The following is a 15,057-nucleotide window of genomic DNA, read 5'->3' on the forward strand; positions in this document are numbered from 1 at the left end:
CTCGTCGGCATCCCATCCTCCAGACTGCTGAACAGCCCAGAAGGATGGCCTCAAACGATCAGGCTCAACACCACCGCACAGGTGGGCGGAAATTAATCGGAATGGTGGGCGGGATCAGATCGGAATCCCGGGCGGGAATTCCTCGGAATGGCGGGCGGCATCAATTCGGAATCCGCAGCCCTTATATCGAAATGGCATTTTCGGCCGGAACCCCGATAACGCCGCGGATGGAGGATGGCGTCCTGACATGGCGCGTGCCGCTGGGCGAGGGGGCCGTGGTCCATGTCGCGCTCGATGATTGCGCCTATTATGTCCGCTGGCTGTTCGACCATCCCGAGCGCGCCAACGGGATGGATCTGGAGGTTGCGATCGAGCATGTCCGCTATGCCGATCTGGCCGCTGCTTTCGAGCGGGTAACCGGCCATCCGGCGCGCTATATCGACACCGATCTGGACAGCTATTTCGCGCCGATCCCCACCATCGCGGCCCAGCCCGCCGGCTATAATGCCGACCCGGCGGACAAGAGCACGATGAGTTTCCGCGAAAATTTCACGGGCTTCTGGAATCAGTGGAAGCACAATATCATCACCCGTGATTACGCGCTCCTGGACGAAATCCACCCCGGACGGATCCGGAGCGCGGAAGACTGGATCAGGCGCCACGAGCAATGCGCCCAGGAGGAGGGCACGGAGACGCTCTGGGAGCGTGTCCAGCCCGGGACGATCGCCAACCGGCGGATTTTGAAATTGAGTGAGGATCAGCGACGGGGCGCGATCTGATCGGTTTTCCAATCCTGATCTGGATTGGGAAGAGTGCCGGACTGCCACGCCCGCCTCGGGAGATCATGTGTGACGATATATAGCGGAACTTGTCATTGTGGCCACGTGAAGTTCGAGATCGAGGCTGATGTCGACTACCTCCGGGAGTGCGATTGTTCGGTTTGCCGACGCAGAGGCGCGTTGATCTTTCGAGTTCCTTCTGAGTAGCCCCTAGATTTCTGGACGCCTTCTATCCTAATTTTGAGGACAGGAGACGACGATGGGGAAGCCCAATTTCAGCGATGAGTTCAAGCGTGATGCGGTGGCCCAGATCACCGAGCGCGGGTATCCGGTAGCGGAGGTTTCTGAACGGCTCGGCGTCAGTCAGCATTCGCTGTACGCATGGAAGCGGCAATTGGCGAAGGTGGTGTCTGGCGATGCCAGCAAGGATGCCGAGATCCGCCAGTTGAAGCGCGAGCTGGCCCGGGTGACCGAGGAGCGCGATATACTAAAAAAAGCCACTGCGTATTTCGCCAGGGATGCAAAGTGAGATACGCATTTGTTGCCGAGCATCGTGACCAGTTCCGGGTTCGATCGATGTGTCGGTGCCTGCGCATCCAGCCCAGCGGCTTCTATGCCTGGCAGAAGAACCCGCTGAGCCAACGGGCCCGGGAAGATGTTCGGCAGACGAAGTTGATCCGGCAAGCCTGGAACGACAGCGGCAAAGTCTATGGCTACCGCAAGTTGCACGACGACCTGCTGGATCAGGGCGAGACCTGCTGCCCGAACCGTGTTGCCCGGTTGACCAGGCTGGCAGGTATCAAGGCGCAGATCGGCTACAAGCGTCGGCCGGGGAGCTATGGCGGCAAGCCATCCCTGGCGGTCGACAATACTCTGGACCGGCAGTTCGACGTCGCTGCCCCCGACAGGGCCTGGGTGACCGACATCACCTACATCCGCACCCTAGAGGGCTTTGCTTATCTGGCCGTTGTGATTGATCTCTATTCCCGCCGCGTGGTGGGCTGGTCGATGCAGAGCAGGCAGACCACCGATGCGGTGCTGCAAGCGCTGCACATGGCGGTATGGCGGCGCAAGCCGAAGCAGCGGGTGCTGATCCATTCGGATCAGGGCTCGCAGTTCACCAGCATGGACTGGGCTGCCTTCATCCGGGCTCACAATCTTGAGCATTCAATGAGCCGGCGCGGCAACTGCCATGACAACGCTGTCGCCGAGAGCTTCTTCTCCTCGCTCAAGCGGGAGCGCATCCGGCGCCGGACCTACAAAACACGCGAGGAAGCCCGGCAGGACGTGTTCGATTACATCGAGATGTTCTACAACCCGGTGCGCAAGCAGGTCAGAAACGGGATGCTGTCACCCGCCCAGTTCGAACGGCAGCAGATTTTGAAAGCAGAAGGCGTCTAGAAAACTAGGGGCTACTCATTCGGAAGCGATCCGTTTCCTCAGTCCACTTGAAGGCCTTACCGTTTATCGTTGGGGAACGGGGACCGGCGCTGACTATTTCTGCCCGAACTGTGGCATCTTGCCGTTTCGACGGCCGAGCATGCCCACACATGAGGAAGTGGTGGCAGGCGCGTTCCGGTTCGAGGGATGGTCCGTCAATGCGCGCTGTATCGACGCGCTTGATCTCGATGCCATCCCACGCGTTCGCATTCATGGCAGCCGACTAAAAATCCTAGGAAGCAATGATTGATGACGGATTGCCGGGGTATCCCGGCTGCCGGAAAGGATGCGCCTGCGCGAAAGCGGGCTTGTCGAAGCAGCGCTTGCCCAGAGCCGCCACAAGGGGGAAGTCGGCGAGGTCCATCCGGTAGACGTCTGCCAGGGCGATCTGGCCCGTAATGGAAATGTCCGCGATGGTCGGCTCCTCACCCAATGCGAAGGGGGCGGCAGGCCGGCGCGAGAGAAGTCTTTCATAGGCCGCCAGCCCTTCAGCGGTCCAGTGTCGGCACCAGGTTTCGATCGCGGCGGGGGCCGCGCCGATCGTCCCGGCAAGATAGCTGCGAACACGCGGAACGGTCAGCGAGTGGGCGTCCGCCGCCGACACCAGGGCAAGGGACCGTGCATATGCACGCTCTATCGGATCGACAGGCAGTAAACGAGGCGCCGGATGCACATCGTCGAGATATTCGATGATCGCCATGGACTGGGAAAACCGCCGCCCCTCGTGGACAAGGGTCGGGACAACACGCTCGGCATTCACCTCGTCATAGCCAGGAAGAAATTGATCGCCGGAGAGAAGATCGACGTCGATTTCCTCATAGGCAAGGCCCTTCAATGCGAGCGCGACCCGGACCCGAAAGGCGGCATTGGAGCGCCAGAACCCATAAAGCTGCATCGTCATTCCATTGGCTCCAGATGTCGTGATGGCTTGGGGACATGGGCGCGAGTTCAGCCATGCCGGAGCAGAGCTTCCCGCACCGCAGGGAGGGCCTCAACTCTGGCCAGATAGGTCGCGAGCGTCGGCCAGGCGCTCAGATCAATGCCCTTACCGGGAGCCCAGCGCGCGATGGAGAAGCAATAGGCATCCGCCACGCAGAAGTCCGGGCCCAGCAGGAAGTCGCTGCCTTTCAGGCTCCGGTCCAGAAAACTGAAGCGACCGGCTATTCTCGAGCGCGCAACCTCGGCCGCCTGCTGTCCGTATTCGGGGTGAAAGAGCCATGGACTGAAGCTTTTATGGAGTTCCGTGGCGATGAATGTGAGCCATTCGAGCAGGCGATATCGGCTCATAACGTCGTTCACGGGCACTGGGCTCGCTCGATAATCATTCAGAAATTGGAGGATGGCGACACCCTCGGTGAGGATCGTTCCATCATTGAGTTCGAGCGCTGGCACATAGCCCTTCGGATTGATGGCCTGAAAATCCGTGCCGTCTTCCGCAAGGTGCGGGGAGGATTTGATATCGACCCTTGTCAGCCCGAGAGGAATCTTCGCATCCTCGGCAGCGATGATCGATGCCAGGGAACATGCTCCGGTCGCATAATAAAGTTTCATGCCTGTCGTCCTTCCCGATGTTGTCTTTGGGACGATAGCTCGTGCGGGTTTTTGGCAATAATTGGTGTTTGGCAAAGGGATTATGCGCCTCCGCAAGCCTCTGGAGCGCGACTGGCATTCAGCCGTATTGCGAAGACGGAACTGTCGTCCTGTCGGATGTCGCGTGACGAACCGGCTTCGTTGCAACGAGAGGCACATCACTCCTCGGCTTCAGACTCTGCCGATGGTGCTGTGCGTCCAAGGCCGTCGAAAGCGTCCAGCAATTTCTCCCGCCAAAGGAAGACAGGATCGTCTGATGCGAGCAGCTCAACCGAGCTTGTACATCGTGACCACATAAACATCCCGAAAATGCAGTAATCCGCATAAGCGGGCGTTTCACCGGAGACGAATTGACGGGCCCTGAGCACGTCACGTAACGGCTCGAGCTCTTTGCGAAGTATTTCGAGATTCGATGCGCGCTCCTTCGCGAGCTCGTCGAACGGCTTCCCTAATTTCACCTCCCGCGTGCTGTGAAAGTAATTCCTGTCCGTCGGAGCCAGGCAGTTGTAGATGTCCGGCAGGATGATGCGGGCGATCACCGGCAACAGCGCTCTGTCCGCCCAGGCATTGACGAAATGCGAGAGGCCCACGGCTCCTTCACCGGGGAACAGGGATGCTCGGCTCGAATAGCGCTTCTCGAGATGGAGCGCTATTGCCCAGGAATCGTGGATCGGGGCGCCGTCATCGACAAGCACGGGCACGCGGCCCTGACCGGAAAACGCGATGGCATCCTTGTCCATGAACCGCCATGGCTGGCGGTCGGCTTCTAGTCCCTTGTGGGCCAGGGCCATGCGGGTCTTCCAGCAATAAGGGCTGAAGCGGAGATCCGGGTTTTTCCCGGCCAGTTCATAGAGGGTGATGCCCATTGCCAAACCTTTCAGTTCGCCGCTGATGTGGTTTGGCCAGCGGGGGTAAAAGCTTCGCACCATCAGTAAGATGTTGCGTGCCTGCGACTATCTGCAAATTGGAAAGCGGTGTTTGCCGCCCGGCAAAGCGGAAGCGCTTCTATCGACAGTATGGACTGGTCGCGATGCTGACAATGCCCTGGAAGTTATCCCAGGATTGCAACAGGGTAAGCTTCTGAAGGTCGGTCATCTGGTTTAGGCTGAAGCTTCTCATGATCAAAAATTTCTCCCCGCGGTGATGGACGATTTCCAGCATGACTATCCGCGATGCAGTTCCGGCCGATGCCGAGGCGATCACTGCCATTTATAACGATGCCGTCGCCAACACGACGGCGATCTGGAACGACACACTGATCGAGCCGGCCAATCGGCTTGCCTGGCTCGCCGATCGTGCGAAGCAGGGCTATCCTGTCCTGGTGGCGGTCGACGCGGCTGGCACAGTGGTCGGCTACGCCTCGTTTGGAGACTGGCGCGCGTGGGACGGTTATCGCCACACCGTCGAGCATTCGATCTATGTCCGCGCCGATCAGCGCGGCGCCGGCATTGGCGAGCAGATGATGGCCGCCCTGATCGAGCGGGCACGGGCAATCGGCAAGCACGTCATGGTGGCCGGTATCGAGGCACAGAACGCCGCCTCGATCCGCCTTCACGCAAAGCTGGGGTTTGAGAATGCAGGCGTGCTGCGGCAGGTCGGTATGAAATTTGGCAAGTGGCTCGATCTTGCCTTCATGACCTTGGTGCTGGACACAAGTTCAAGCCCGGAAACCTGACGGCGGCCATCTTCAATCCGTCGTTCAGGCAGTGTTGGCCTCGCGCGATGGCCAGTTTGTGGAACCCCACAGGGGTGGCGCCGCAGTGGTGGCGCGCCAAACCCATGCCGAGCCGCCTTTATTGACCCGTCAGGCCTTGGCATACTGCATCTCGCCGTTGCCGAAGGACCAGTTCTCCTTCACGACCTCGACGATATTGATGAAGACGTCCTGCTGGCTGATGCCAGCCTTTGCTGCGATGCCTTCGGCGATCATGCGATACAACTGCTTCTTCACCTCGATCGACCGGCCAAGGTTCCAGGTGATCTGGATGATCATGAGGTCAGGGCTGTATTGGACGCCGAGATAGCCGTTCGCCGGGTAGACGATCTCGCCGGATTCGCGTCGCGTGATGATCTGGAACTTGTCGTCCTCGGGAACACCGGCGACGGCGCGCATGGCATCATAGATGACATCGCCCACGATACCGGCGCGTTCTGCAGGGGCGGATTTGTCGAGATCGATCCGGACAAGGGGAATGTAGAAACTCCATTCTCTGATGACGTCGAGATAAGCGCGCGCTGTGGCGGGGTAGGCCAACTGGATGCCTGGGCGATTGGCTGATCCTACCGAAGGGGCTTACGCATTCTTACCAGGGGAATTATGACACCTGCCACCTCTGTATCGGCGTCAGCAATGGCCTGATAGCCGCAGGCGCCATAGAATGGCTGCCCACTGGCCGTTGCCATAAGTTCGACGGCCGCGAAACCTGCGTCCCTTGCGGCGGCCTCACAGCCATCGAGGATGACGCGCCCCACGCCCTGCCGGGCATGATCGGGATGGGTGTACATCGCGCGGATCTTTGCCGGATCTACGGCCGGATCGAGCAGGGTGGCATCACGGAGCTCTCCGCTATGGTCGCCGCCGTAGAGGGTGGCGCGGCGGCTCCATCCGCCGCAGCCGATGAGCACGCCAGCGCGCTCGGCCAGCAGATAGGTCCCGTCTGCGACAAGCTGCGTATCGACGCCCATGATGGCATGGCTGGCCGCGATCTGGGCGGGCGTCAGGAATGCTGCCTGCAATGTCTCGATGGCCAGGGTGGTCAGGCGGCCGATCTCCGGCAGATCTTCCGCAGTCGCCCAGCGCGTATGGATCCGGAGGCTCACGCTGCGGCCGGCGTCCATGCGACGATCGAAATCGGGAAGCGGAAGCCGATGCCATCGACATCGCGCCACGCCCCGACACCGATCCAGTCGTGTCTGCTTGCGATGTCGGCATCGAACATCGCTTCCAGCGCGGCCATGTTCTTCGCGTCCGACAGCGTCTGGAGACGGGCTGCCAGTTGATAGCTTTCGATCAGCAGTTCCCGGAGGCCGGTTGCAAGGCCGAGTGCCCGCAACTGGCTGAGCGTCAGTGCGCTGGTGTGCGACGGATCGCGCAGCGTCTCCATGGCATCATAGGCGGCTTGCGTCGCGGCGGAGGGGGTCGCATCGATCACAACGATGCGGCCATCCGGCCGACAGACCCGCTTCATTTCAGCGAGGACTGCGGCGGGATCGGGCATGTGATGGAAGCTGTAGCGGGTGGTCACGACATCGAATGAGGCATCCGCGAAGGGGAGGGCAGTCGCGTCGCCGACATGCCAGTCCAGATTCGTGAGAGCTGAAGCATTCTGGCGGATCCGCGCCTGCTCGATCATGGCGGGGGTGAGATCGATCCCCGTCACATGATCCGATCTTTCGGCCAGCGCGCAGGCGAGGATGCCCGGCCCGCAGGCGACGTCGAGCACCTTGCCCGCGTGATCGGGAATGCACGCAGCAAGCGTCGTCGCCATCGCTTCGGCTTCTGCGTGCAGCGGCAGTTCCGCAAAGGGCTTCGCCCAACGGGTGAACTGGTCGACGATCTTTTTCTGATGCGCGGTGTAACTCATTTTGCGCTCCTCCTTCGCCTTCGTCCTAGCCTAAGCGGATCTGGCCGGCTAACGTCTGGAGGCCAATTTTGAGCGAATGACGGCCATGCGTGCGTTGACAGGTGAAGAAACGGAAGATGCGATCCGGTCGCATGGCCTCGATAGTCCGGCGGGTATCGGATTTTCGTTTCTCGATGCGATGCCAGATCACCTTTATGACTGGCATGTCCACTCCTATCATCAATTGCTTTATGCGGCCGACGGCACTGCGCTGATCGAAACCGAGGCTGGGCGCTATGTCGTCCCCAAGGCTCGAGCGGGCTGGATACCAGCCGGTATCCGCCATCGCAGCCTCCAGACTGGCAAGGAGGCCGCGTCGATCTTCTTCTCGCCGGATACGGTGGCGGACAGCACGGGTCGGGTGCGCATCCTGATCGCTGATCCCCTGATGCGCGAGATGATCCTGTTTGCTACCCGTTGGAAAAAGGGCGCGACAGATTCCGATCCACTGGCGGCGAGCTTCTTGACCGCTCTTTCACTGCTATGCGCCCGATGGCTGGAAAGCGAACTTCCTCTTTTCCTGCCCAGTTCGGCCCATCCAGCTATCCGGCGCGCCATGGACTATGCGATGGCCAATCCCGGCACCGCGACGTTGAGCGCCGCCGCCGGCGCGGCGCTGCTGTCAGAGCGGACGTTCCGACGGTCTTTTGTGAAGGAGGTTGGGTTGGGCTGGCAGGCCTGGCTGACCCAGGCGCGGATGCTAAAGGCGATGTCCCTCTTGGTTGACGGTCATCGCGTCACGGGCGTCGCCGCGGATGTCGGCTATAGCTCCATGAGCGCTTTCGCAAAGGCCTTCACAGCGCTGGTGGGCGAAGCGCCTGCCCAGTTCAGGCAGCATCATCACTGAAAGCGGGATGCTGCTGGGCGGGGCTGGCAGCTATCCTCTCGTCGACCAGGAATGGTTTGGAGTGGGACTTTGGATCGGTCCGCTCTTGCTGGAATTGCTTTGAAAGCGACGCTTAGGGTGTAGTTAAAGGGAGGATGGAGTTTTCAGCATGCCTGGCACACGGAACACGATGATGTGCCGCGCCAGTGTGGAGTATGCCGGAATATAATCGGTATGCCAGAGGCATTCCGCGAGCGCAGGAGGTGGGCCCGGACGGTCGACAAGCTCGAGGATGCCCAGAAAGCCGAGACGCACGTTGGTAGCTTGATAAGAGCCAGCCTGTCCAAAATAGGTTTTTGCCACTTCCTGGTCGACCGAGCCGAAATGACGTTTGAGTTCCGCGATGAACCGCACGCCCCCAAACCCAACATAAAGATCGCTGCGGCCGGTCGCGATACCATCAACCTCGGTCAGCACCTCTGCGGTGGTGAGATTGCCTTTGACAAACTGCCTCAAGTCAGACTGGAGATCGCCCTCCTTCGCGTCATCGGTCCGTAGGTAATCGGTCCGTGGGCCAAGTTGCTTGCGTCCGGTGTCCTGCCGGTCCGCACAGAACATAAGTATCTGAGCCAGCAAGTTGTCAAAGCCATCTTTCGTTTCCCCCTGATAGTCCGCGCACGATGCAACTGCAGCGGTGAGTTCGCGAAAGAGCTGATTTATGACTGGGTTGGTGAATCGCTCCGCCTGCTTCGCCTGCTGGCCAAGAGCGGATTCAAGCGCTGCGGCGGCGGTCTTAGGCAACTGGTCAGCCCCCGGGAGGCCATGGAGAACGCTCGTGAGCAGGGGATACGAAGCGTTCTCCTCAACTTTTCGCGAGGCTTCTGTCTCCTCGCTGTGTCGCTGGACACCGGTACGAAGTTGCGCTGCAAGGCCGGCTTCAATCCCATAGACTTCCGGCTCAAGCAACAACTGGTCGAGATGCTCGGCGAGTCCTCGCTCGCGGACAAAGGCTGCCTCGATGCGCGGTCGCATAAGCAGCGACAAACCGGGCCCGACCTTTACGGTCCGCTCCGCGTCATAGACTGCCAGCACCGAGTTGAGTGTCGCGGCAGCGTTCAGCCAACTGGGGCGTGAGAGATCGTCGACTGCTCGCCGCGCGCGCCGGGCTAGTCGGACCCAGGTGATCTCGCGATCCGCCCGTGGCGCGAGCCACGGCGGCAGGGATCCTACCTGCAGAAGAGCCTGCCGATCGGCAATGGTCTGCTCCAGCCGGGAGAGCGTCGCATGCAGATTGGTCGCGCCTGTCTCGCTCCAGAAGCCGCGGATGATCTCGATGATCGCGTCATAGGCGACGGCATCGGCGCGGTCCTCGCCGGCTCGGGCTGCTTGCCTAAACCGCAGCTGCGCTGCTTCAAGCCGACTGAGGATGTCGGGCATGGACGTCTGCTCGAGGCCGTCACCCAGCGTGATCAGTCCTAGCTCGAACGCGGCTTCGGCTTCAGCTGCCGGGAGCAGCCGCTCGAGCGCTTGGATGAGATCGTCGCCGCCCCATTGTGTGAAAGCTGCGCCTAGCAGCTTTGCTGCATGAGCTGCGAACAGTTCGCTCGGCGTTCCGTCAATTTCCGTGAGAAGCGTGAGCAGTCGGTGCCGGTTCACGGCGTCGGTTAGCGCCAGGCGGAACAGTGCTTCGAGGGCATAGGCCGCCATAAGGTCGGTCCGGGGATCGGACCGATCGGCGACCTTGGCAACGAGTATCGGCGTCAGTGCTCGTGCGAGGCGGCTCCGCAGTTGCGGGGCCTCGATCAGCAGATGGGCCGCGTCGCGCAAGACTGTGGGAGAGGCCGCTGCTGCGAAGCCATCGGTCAACAAGGCATCGAGTATTGTCTGGTCGGCCTCTGGCGCCGTAACCGTCATCGCCACTAGCACGTCGAGAAAGGGAGCTTGCAAAAGTGCATCCCGCTCAGCTTCGAGGCGATCGGCACCTCCGATGTGCTCCAACGTCACGATCTCTCCGTGCGCAAGGCAGCTGGATATCGCGTCCATGACCGTCATTTCGCAGCGCTCACGTCCGCGATCACCACAGATAGGCATCCTTCTCCGCGATCCGACACCAGTCCTTGCCGAGTTGCTTGACGATCGCCGGAGGGTTGGCGCTCGCGACAAGAATCTGAAGGCCCGGCGTATCTTTCGCGATCGTCTTCAACTCACCCAGCAGCGCGGCCAGATCAATATCGCTGACCTCCTCGGCGCCCGGCGAGTCGATGATCAACAGCCCCGGATGGCGTCCGAGGCCGCGCTCTTGGCCGATGCGCAGCAAGGCGACCGCTGTCGCGAGCCGCAACCGCAGCCGTTCGCCCGCGGTGACCTTGCTGAAACTGGTGCTCTCACCGCCCTTGGTCAGGGCCAGCGTTGCGTTCGATCCGAGTTTTACAGCCTCGAGCATTCTGACGCCCAAGCGCTGTGCCAAAGACAGGATTTCCTCGCTCAGCCGTTGCAATATGTCGCCGCGACTCTCGTCATAGGCTGTCTCAGCTTCCTTGGTAGCAGCCCGTACGAGCGCAAGATCGGCGGAAGGCGAGGGAGGGGCCCCGTCGGTCTGGCGTTCCTTGAGCGCTCCCTCAAGGCGCGCGACGGAGAGCTCCGCGTCCCGCCGCTGCTGAAAGGTTGTGCCCGCCGCGGCTTTCTCCAGCGCCTTGCGCGCAGCATCGACCGCTTTGCTCGCGTCATCGGCAATCCGGCGCAGCGAAGCCGCATGCGCGACGGCGCGCTTGACGGCGGCACTAGAAGCTTGCGCCCGTCGTTCGCTCTCCTCTATGGTCTCGCTCACTCCCTCCATCGTTTCGACCGGAATATGCTCGGCGCACAGCGAGCAGTTGAGGTCGACGCTCTCCCGTTTCATGCGCTCGCCCGACACCTTCGCCTCGCAGCGAGGGCAGCAGACCGGCTCGAGCCCGTTGAAGAATTGCTCGGCGACGATATTCTCGCGCAAATTACGCAGAGCCCGCTCGTCGGTGTCGGCAACGACCTTCAGCGCGTTGAACTCGGCCTGGGCTGCGGCGTGGCGCGTCGCTTGGTCGATCGCGATTGCGGAAAGCCGCGCCACCTCACCTGCCAGGCGCTCAAGCTCTTCCGCCGTTGCTTGGGTGGAACTCAGCCCCGCCAGCGTTTTTTGCGCGGCCGCGAGATCGGTCTCGAGGCGTGTTCGTGCCTTTGCCGCATCCGCAGCTGCCTTGGTCGCGGCCTTGTTGCTTTGCTCTTGTTCCTGCTCGACCTCTTTCTTGACGGTGCGCGCCTGCATCACCGTCAGCGCCCAGGGAAGCCCGACATACATCTGCAGCATACGGGCGGGCAGTCCGCCCATCTGGACATCGCCCAGTAGCAGCTTGTGATCGCCGCCAAAATAGAGTCCGCCAGATAATGCCGTCCAACCATGTTCGACGGCCATCTTGTCGCCTTCCTTGCCCTGCATTGCAGGGATGGGATCGAGGTCGAGCGTGTTCATCATGAATTGCGACATGGCGGCCGCAAAGCCCTCATCTGACGAGAAGTGATCGACGATGGTGGGCGTGCCGCCCGGCCGAATGAGCATCAGCGTTCCGGTCGGAACACCAGCCTCGACCGCGAACTCGATGCGATAGGGCTGTGCGTCGACAAGAAAGTCTAGGGCGACCCAGTTCAGCCACTTCCGCACATCGCCCTGAAGGTTCTTGGGCGTACCACGCAGGCACCACAGGATGATCTCGATGACGCTCGACTTGCCAGCGAAATTCTTCTCACTCGTGACAGCCCAGATGCCTGGCTTCAAGCCTTCCCAGCAGAAATCGATCGCACCCTGCGCCTTGCCGCCCTTCTCGCCCTTGAATGCGATGGCCGTGATAGTCAGCGTCCGCGCCGGGCGCATCGGACGGTCCGCAATGATGCCCCGCCTGCGAAGCGCTATTTCGGCCTCTGCCGGGCTCATGCCCGCCTTTTCTGCCACAGTCTCGAGCCAGCTTGCCGTCATCGTCCGGCCCTTTCCAGAATGGAGTCCAGTCTTTTGCGCACGCGCTCGGTGATTGGCGCGATAATATGGTTGAGCTCGGTCCCGGCATATTCAGCTTGGAGATATTGCCGGTCCTTCAGCGCCTTACCGCCCTTGTCGCCGGCAATGCGAGTAACGATCGTCGCGCGATCGCGGTACCAGGCCAGTTCCGGCGCGGCCGCAGCCAGCGACGCCATCGCGGCGCGCCCCTTACTGGTCAGCAGATAGATATGCTCGCGCACTTGGCTGGGGGATCCCTGCCGCTTGATCTTCAGGAGGCCTGCCGCGACCAGGATCGACAGCGCATTATCGAGTGGCTCGAAGGCCCCGAAATGATAGCGGATCATCGGCAGGCGCCGCAGATCAGGCTCACGATCCTCAAATATACGCTGCGCTAGTTGGATGAGTAAAGCGTCCCCCGTTTCCTCGAAGACGGTCAGAAGCTCGTTCGCAAGATAGTCCGGGTTGCGCATCCAGAAGTCGAGCGCCTGTAGCCGTGACTGCGCGTGGAGCGAAGCAACGATATCCTCGCCCCATTGCTCCGCGTCCGCCGTAGTCCCCGCTGCGTCAATGCATGCGAGCAACCTAACCGCACTCTGCCGATCCGACGCCCCCGATACTTCAGACACTACACGAGGCCCCTGTTCTTGGCTCCCCAGGACATTCCATCACCGTCATGACGGTGATGTAACCAACTAACGTAATTGAAAACCCCTGAATGATTCAAATGTGGAAAAGACCCGCTTTTCGCAGGGGAATAGACGTGCCGCTGGCGCTGCCGCGATGACGCATATGCTTGCTGGCGACTAGCTTTGCCCCAGGCTCCGTGCGGTCGTGATCCATCGCCCTTTGAACTGCAGTTGTTGACGTTCGATGAGGTGCGCCCGGACGCCTTAATTTGGTCGAAGCCAGTCGGCGTCAGGCATAAAAATGCGGCGCGTGCCTGAATTGCGGCCAAGCTTCGGGATCGTGGCCGGCGACGACCAGCGCGCCTTCGCGCTGCGCCAGCACACGCAGTTTCTGCACCGAGCGCACCACGTCAACTGTCGAGGCCATGAAACCCGGTAGAGCCCGTTCCTCCCAATGGTCTTGCGTGTAGACGGCATCGCCAGTCAGCAAGATCGCCCCCGTTTCGGGCAATGTGACGAGGAATGACTGGTGGCCGACCGTATGGCCGGGCGTGAAGATCATGCGCAGCACGCCATCGCCGTAAAGGTCATACCCGTCGGTGGCCTCGCCATCGAGGAAGTGCCAGGCGAGCCTGGGCCGGTCGAAATCCCGGCGGACATAAGCGGCAGCCGCGAACCAGTCCGGCGTGAAGGCATATTCATATTCTCGCCGCTGGACGACATGCGTCGCGTTCGGGAACCGGCCGACCGCGCCGCTATGATCGGAATGGAGGTGGGACAAAGCAACGAAACGAACCTGCTCCGGCGTGATCCCCAGCGCCGCGAGTTGCGCCAGGCAGCCTTGGTCCTTCGTCATGACGGGCCGATAGGCATCGATCGCGGCACCCCACCAGCCACGCGGATCGGCGAGCCCTTCCACGGCGAGCCCTCCGTCGATGACGACGTGACCTTTCGGGTGAGTCAGCAGGAACCAGGGAACGGGAATCTCGACATTGGCGTCATTGCCCTGGTTCATCTTGATGTGGTGCAGCTTGCAGCACTGGCTCCCCGACTGGAACATGTAGAGGCGAACATCATCGACCATCGATCTCTCCGCAGGGTTGGAATGATGCCGCAGCGAAGCGGCCCAGCCGTTGTCTCTCGAAATATATCCGATCGGAAGGCGCATGATCCGCTTTCATTCATCGGCCAGTCCGATAGATAAGGTGCATGGATCATCTGGCAGCCATGCGGCTTTTCGTAAGGGTGGTGGAGCGCGGCAGCATGTCGGCGGCGGCGCGAGACCTTGGTATCGGCCAGCCGGCGGTCAGCGAGCGGATCGAACGCCTTGAGGGCGAACTGGGCACACGCCTGTTACGACGCAGCACCCGGGCACTCTCGACGACCGACACAGGCGCCGCATTTTACGAGCGGGCAAAGTTGGTCATCGAAGCCGCAGACGACGCGTTAGCCGTGACCCAGACCGGCAGCGCGTTGAGAGGAACGATCCGCATCGCCGCGCCGCATAGTCTTGGTGAAACGTTGTTGACACCGGTCCTGCTGCGCCTGCGCGAAGACCATCCGGCGCTGCGAATCGACCTCGTCCTGAATGACCGGATTGTCGATCCGGTGACGGAGGGCGTGGATATCTCGCTACGCCTTGGCGACCCAGGCCAGGGCAGCTTCGTCGTGCGCCGCCTTGGCCATGTAAACCGCATGCTGGTCGCGGCACCGGAGTATCTGGAGCGGCATGGTACGCCAAGCGGGCCGGCAGACCTCGCCCATCATGCCTTTGCCCGCGTGTCCGGCCTCTTCGGCGGTGACAAGCTTGCTTTGCTGTCTCAGGACGGCCGAACGGTGACCGCGTCGCTCGACGTTGCACTCACCTTTGGCCACTGGCGGCCTCTCCACGCGGTTCTGCTCGGCGGGGGCGCTATCGGCGTGCTGCAAAGGCCTGTTTGCGCCGATGATCTGGCGTTGGGCCGCCTCAAACAGCTTTTGCCGGACTTCACGGTCCCCGGATTTGACCTTCATGCGCTTTATGCGGCTGGCCGATCGGTGGCGCCGCGCATCAAGGCAGTTCTTTCCGCGTTGGAGAAACAGGCGATGCGTATCCTCGGAGGCTGACCTGAACATATGTGGGGCCGGCAGCATGAGGTTGCTCCGGCTC

General features: G+C 61.3%; 16 protein-coding genes. 6 read left to right on the forward strand and 10 right to left on the reverse strand.

Translation table 11 applies throughout. The features are described from left to right. From AC3EC3_RS15080 to AC3EC3_RS15090, 3 genes are all read left to right on the forward strand, one after another. Nucleotides 1-779 (forward strand): Rossmann-fold NAD(P)-binding domain-containing protein (locus AC3EC3_RS15080; protein ID WP_488490422.1); only part of this gene is annotated, 779 nt, incomplete at its 5' end. 69 nt (nucleotides 780-848) lie between these two features. After that, a complete protein-coding gene (locus AC3EC3_RS15085; RefSeq protein WP_488490423.1) occupies nucleotides 849-986 on the forward strand; it encodes a GFA family protein in 138 nt (45 codons plus the stop codon). A gap of 52 nt (nucleotides 987-1,038) precedes the next feature. Further along, nucleotides 1,039-2,180 (forward strand): IS3 family transposase gene (locus tag AC3EC3_RS15090; protein ID WP_488490424.1). Its coding sequence is split into 2 segments (ribosomal slippage): nucleotides 1,039-1,282 and nucleotides 1,282-2,180, totalling 1,143 coding nucleotides; the frame shifts between segments, so codons are not numbered across the junction. A gap of 271 nt (nucleotides 2,181-2,451) precedes the next feature. On the opposite strand, the gene maiA is transcribed toward AC3EC3_RS15090, so the two are convergent. The 3 genes from maiA to AC3EC3_RS15105 form a co-directional block, all read right to left on the reverse strand. Then, on the reverse strand, nucleotides 2,452-3,120 hold the full coding sequence (gene maiA, locus AC3EC3_RS15095; RefSeq protein ID WP_488490425.1) for a maleylacetoacetate isomerase: 669 nt from the start codon (nucleotides 3,118-3,120) through the stop codon (nucleotides 2,452-2,454). Between the two features lie 47 nt (nucleotides 3,121-3,167). Continuing rightward, nucleotides 3,168-3,770 carry a glutathione binding-like protein gene (locus tag AC3EC3_RS15100; protein WP_488490426.1) on the reverse strand — a complete coding sequence of 201 codons (603 nt, stop codon included), beginning with the start codon at nucleotides 3,768-3,770 and terminating at the stop codon, nucleotides 3,168-3,170. A gap of 197 nt (nucleotides 3,771-3,967) precedes the next feature. Next, a complete protein-coding gene (locus AC3EC3_RS15105) occupies nucleotides 3,968-4,738 on the reverse strand; it encodes a glutathione S-transferase family protein (RefSeq protein WP_488490427.1) in 771 nt (256 codons plus the stop codon). A 230-nt stretch (nucleotides 4,739-4,968) separates the two neighbouring features. Between AC3EC3_RS15105 and AC3EC3_RS15110 the strand changes: the two genes are divergently transcribed. Next, nucleotides 4,969-5,484 carry a GNAT family N-acetyltransferase gene (locus tag AC3EC3_RS15110; protein ID WP_488490428.1) on the forward strand — a complete coding sequence of 172 codons (516 nt, stop codon included), beginning with the start codon at nucleotides 4,969-4,971 and terminating at the stop codon, nucleotides 5,482-5,484. 129 nt (nucleotides 5,485-5,613) lie between these two features. Here the strand turns inward: AC3EC3_RS15110 and AC3EC3_RS15115 are convergent, their stop codons facing one another. From AC3EC3_RS15115 to AC3EC3_RS15125, 3 genes are read right to left on the reverse strand one after another with little or no spacing between them, the layout of a single operon-like run. Further along, nucleotides 5,614-6,063 carry a tautomerase family protein gene (locus AC3EC3_RS15115; RefSeq protein WP_488490429.1) on the reverse strand — a complete coding sequence of 150 codons (450 nt, stop codon included), beginning with the start codon at nucleotides 6,061-6,063 and terminating at the stop codon, nucleotides 5,614-5,616. A 26-nt stretch (nucleotides 6,064-6,089) separates the two neighbouring features. Next, entirely contained in the window at nucleotides 6,090-6,629 is a 540-nt protein-coding gene (locus tag AC3EC3_RS15120; RefSeq protein ID WP_488490430.1) for a GNAT family N-acetyltransferase, read from the reverse strand. Next, nucleotides 6,626-7,393, reverse strand: a complete 768-nt coding sequence (locus AC3EC3_RS15125) for a class I SAM-dependent methyltransferase (protein WP_488490431.1) — start codon at nucleotides 7,391-7,393, stop codon at nucleotides 6,626-6,628. Before AC3EC3_RS15125 ends, AC3EC3_RS15120 begins: the two co-directional genes overlap by 4 nt. Before the next feature lie 76 nt (nucleotides 7,394-7,469). Between AC3EC3_RS15125 and AC3EC3_RS15130 the strand changes: the two genes are divergently transcribed. After that, nucleotides 7,470-8,279: an AraC family transcriptional regulator gene (locus AC3EC3_RS15130; protein ID WP_488490432.1), complete on the forward strand. Its 810-nt coding sequence runs from the start codon at nucleotides 7,470-7,472 to the stop codon at nucleotides 8,277-8,279. A 123-nt stretch (nucleotides 8,280-8,402) separates the two neighbouring features. Here the strand turns inward: AC3EC3_RS15130 and AC3EC3_RS15135 are convergent, their stop codons facing one another. From AC3EC3_RS15135 to attM, 4 genes are all read right to left on the reverse strand, one after another. Further along, complete coding sequence (locus tag AC3EC3_RS15135; protein ID WP_488490433.1) at nucleotides 8,403-10,310, reverse strand: hypothetical protein; 1,908 nt, start codon at nucleotides 10,308-10,310, stop codon at nucleotides 8,403-8,405. 22 nt (nucleotides 10,311-10,332) lie between these two features. Further along, nucleotides 10,333-12,261, reverse strand: a complete 1,929-nt coding sequence (locus AC3EC3_RS15140) for a hypothetical protein (protein ID WP_488490434.1) — start codon at nucleotides 12,259-12,261, stop codon at nucleotides 10,333-10,335. After that, nucleotides 12,258-12,752, reverse strand: coding sequence for a hypothetical protein (locus AC3EC3_RS15145; protein WP_488490435.1), 495 nt, complete (start codon nucleotides 12,750-12,752; stop codon nucleotides 12,258-12,260). The genes AC3EC3_RS15140 and AC3EC3_RS15145 overlap by 4 nt, the downstream gene beginning before the upstream one ends. Before the next feature lie 445 nt (nucleotides 12,753-13,197). Further along, entirely contained in the window at nucleotides 13,198-13,992 is a 795-nt protein-coding gene (gene attM, locus AC3EC3_RS15150; protein WP_488490436.1) for an AttM family quorum-quenching N-acyl homoserine lactonase, read from the reverse strand. 125 nt (nucleotides 13,993-14,117) lie between these two features. Here attM and AC3EC3_RS15155 point away from each other — a divergent pair, with 125 nt between their 5' ends. Then, nucleotides 14,118-15,014 carry a LysR family transcriptional regulator gene (locus AC3EC3_RS15155; protein WP_488490437.1) on the forward strand — a complete coding sequence of 299 codons (897 nt, stop codon included), beginning with the start codon at nucleotides 14,118-14,120 and terminating at the stop codon, nucleotides 15,012-15,014. The last annotated feature ends 43 nt before the right edge of the window (nucleotides 15,015-15,057 follow it).

Source organism: Novosphingobium sp. BAM6 (assembly GCF_057784955.1).

Bases quoted from the DNA above. Each gene is read 5' to 3' on its own strand.
- maiA (WP_488490425.1), bottom strand. From the start codon at position 3,120: ATGACGATGCAGCTTTATGGGTTCTGGCGCTCCAATGCCGCCTTTCGG.
- AC3EC3_RS15100 (WP_488490426.1), bottom strand. From the start codon at position 3,770: ATGAAACTTTATTATGCGACCGGAGCATGTTCCCTGGCATCGATCATC.
- AC3EC3_RS15105 (WP_488490427.1), bottom strand. From the start codon at position 4,738: ATGGTGCGAAGCTTTTACCCCCGCTGGCCAAACCACATCAGCGGCGAA.
- AC3EC3_RS15110 (WP_488490428.1), top strand. From the start codon at position 4,969: ATGACTATCCGCGATGCAGTTCCGGCCGATGCCGAGGCGATCACTGCC.
- AC3EC3_RS15125 (WP_488490431.1), bottom strand. From the start codon at position 7,393: ATGAGTTACACCGCGCATCAGAAAAAGATCGTCGACCAGTTCACCCGT.
- AC3EC3_RS15130 (WP_488490432.1), top strand. From the start codon at position 7,470: ATGACGGCCATGCGTGCGTTGACAGGTGAAGAAACGGAAGATGCGATC.
- AC3EC3_RS15135 (WP_488490433.1), bottom strand. From the start codon at position 10,310: ATGACGGTCATGGACGCGATATCCAGCTGCCTTGCGCACGGAGAGATC.
- AC3EC3_RS15140 (WP_488490434.1), bottom strand. From the start codon at position 12,261: ATGACGGCAAGCTGGCTCGAGACTGTGGCAGAAAAGGCGGGCATGAGC.
- AC3EC3_RS15145 (WP_488490435.1), bottom strand. From the start codon at position 12,752: ATGCGCAACCCGGACTATCTTGCGAACGAGCTTCTGACCGTCTTCGAG.
- attM (WP_488490436.1), bottom strand. From the start codon at position 13,992: ATGGTCGATGATGTTCGCCTCTACATGTTCCAGTCGGGGAGCCAGTGC.
- AC3EC3_RS15155 (WP_488490437.1), top strand. From the start codon at position 14,118: ATGGATCATCTGGCAGCCATGCGGCTTTTCGTAAGGGTGGTGGAGCGC.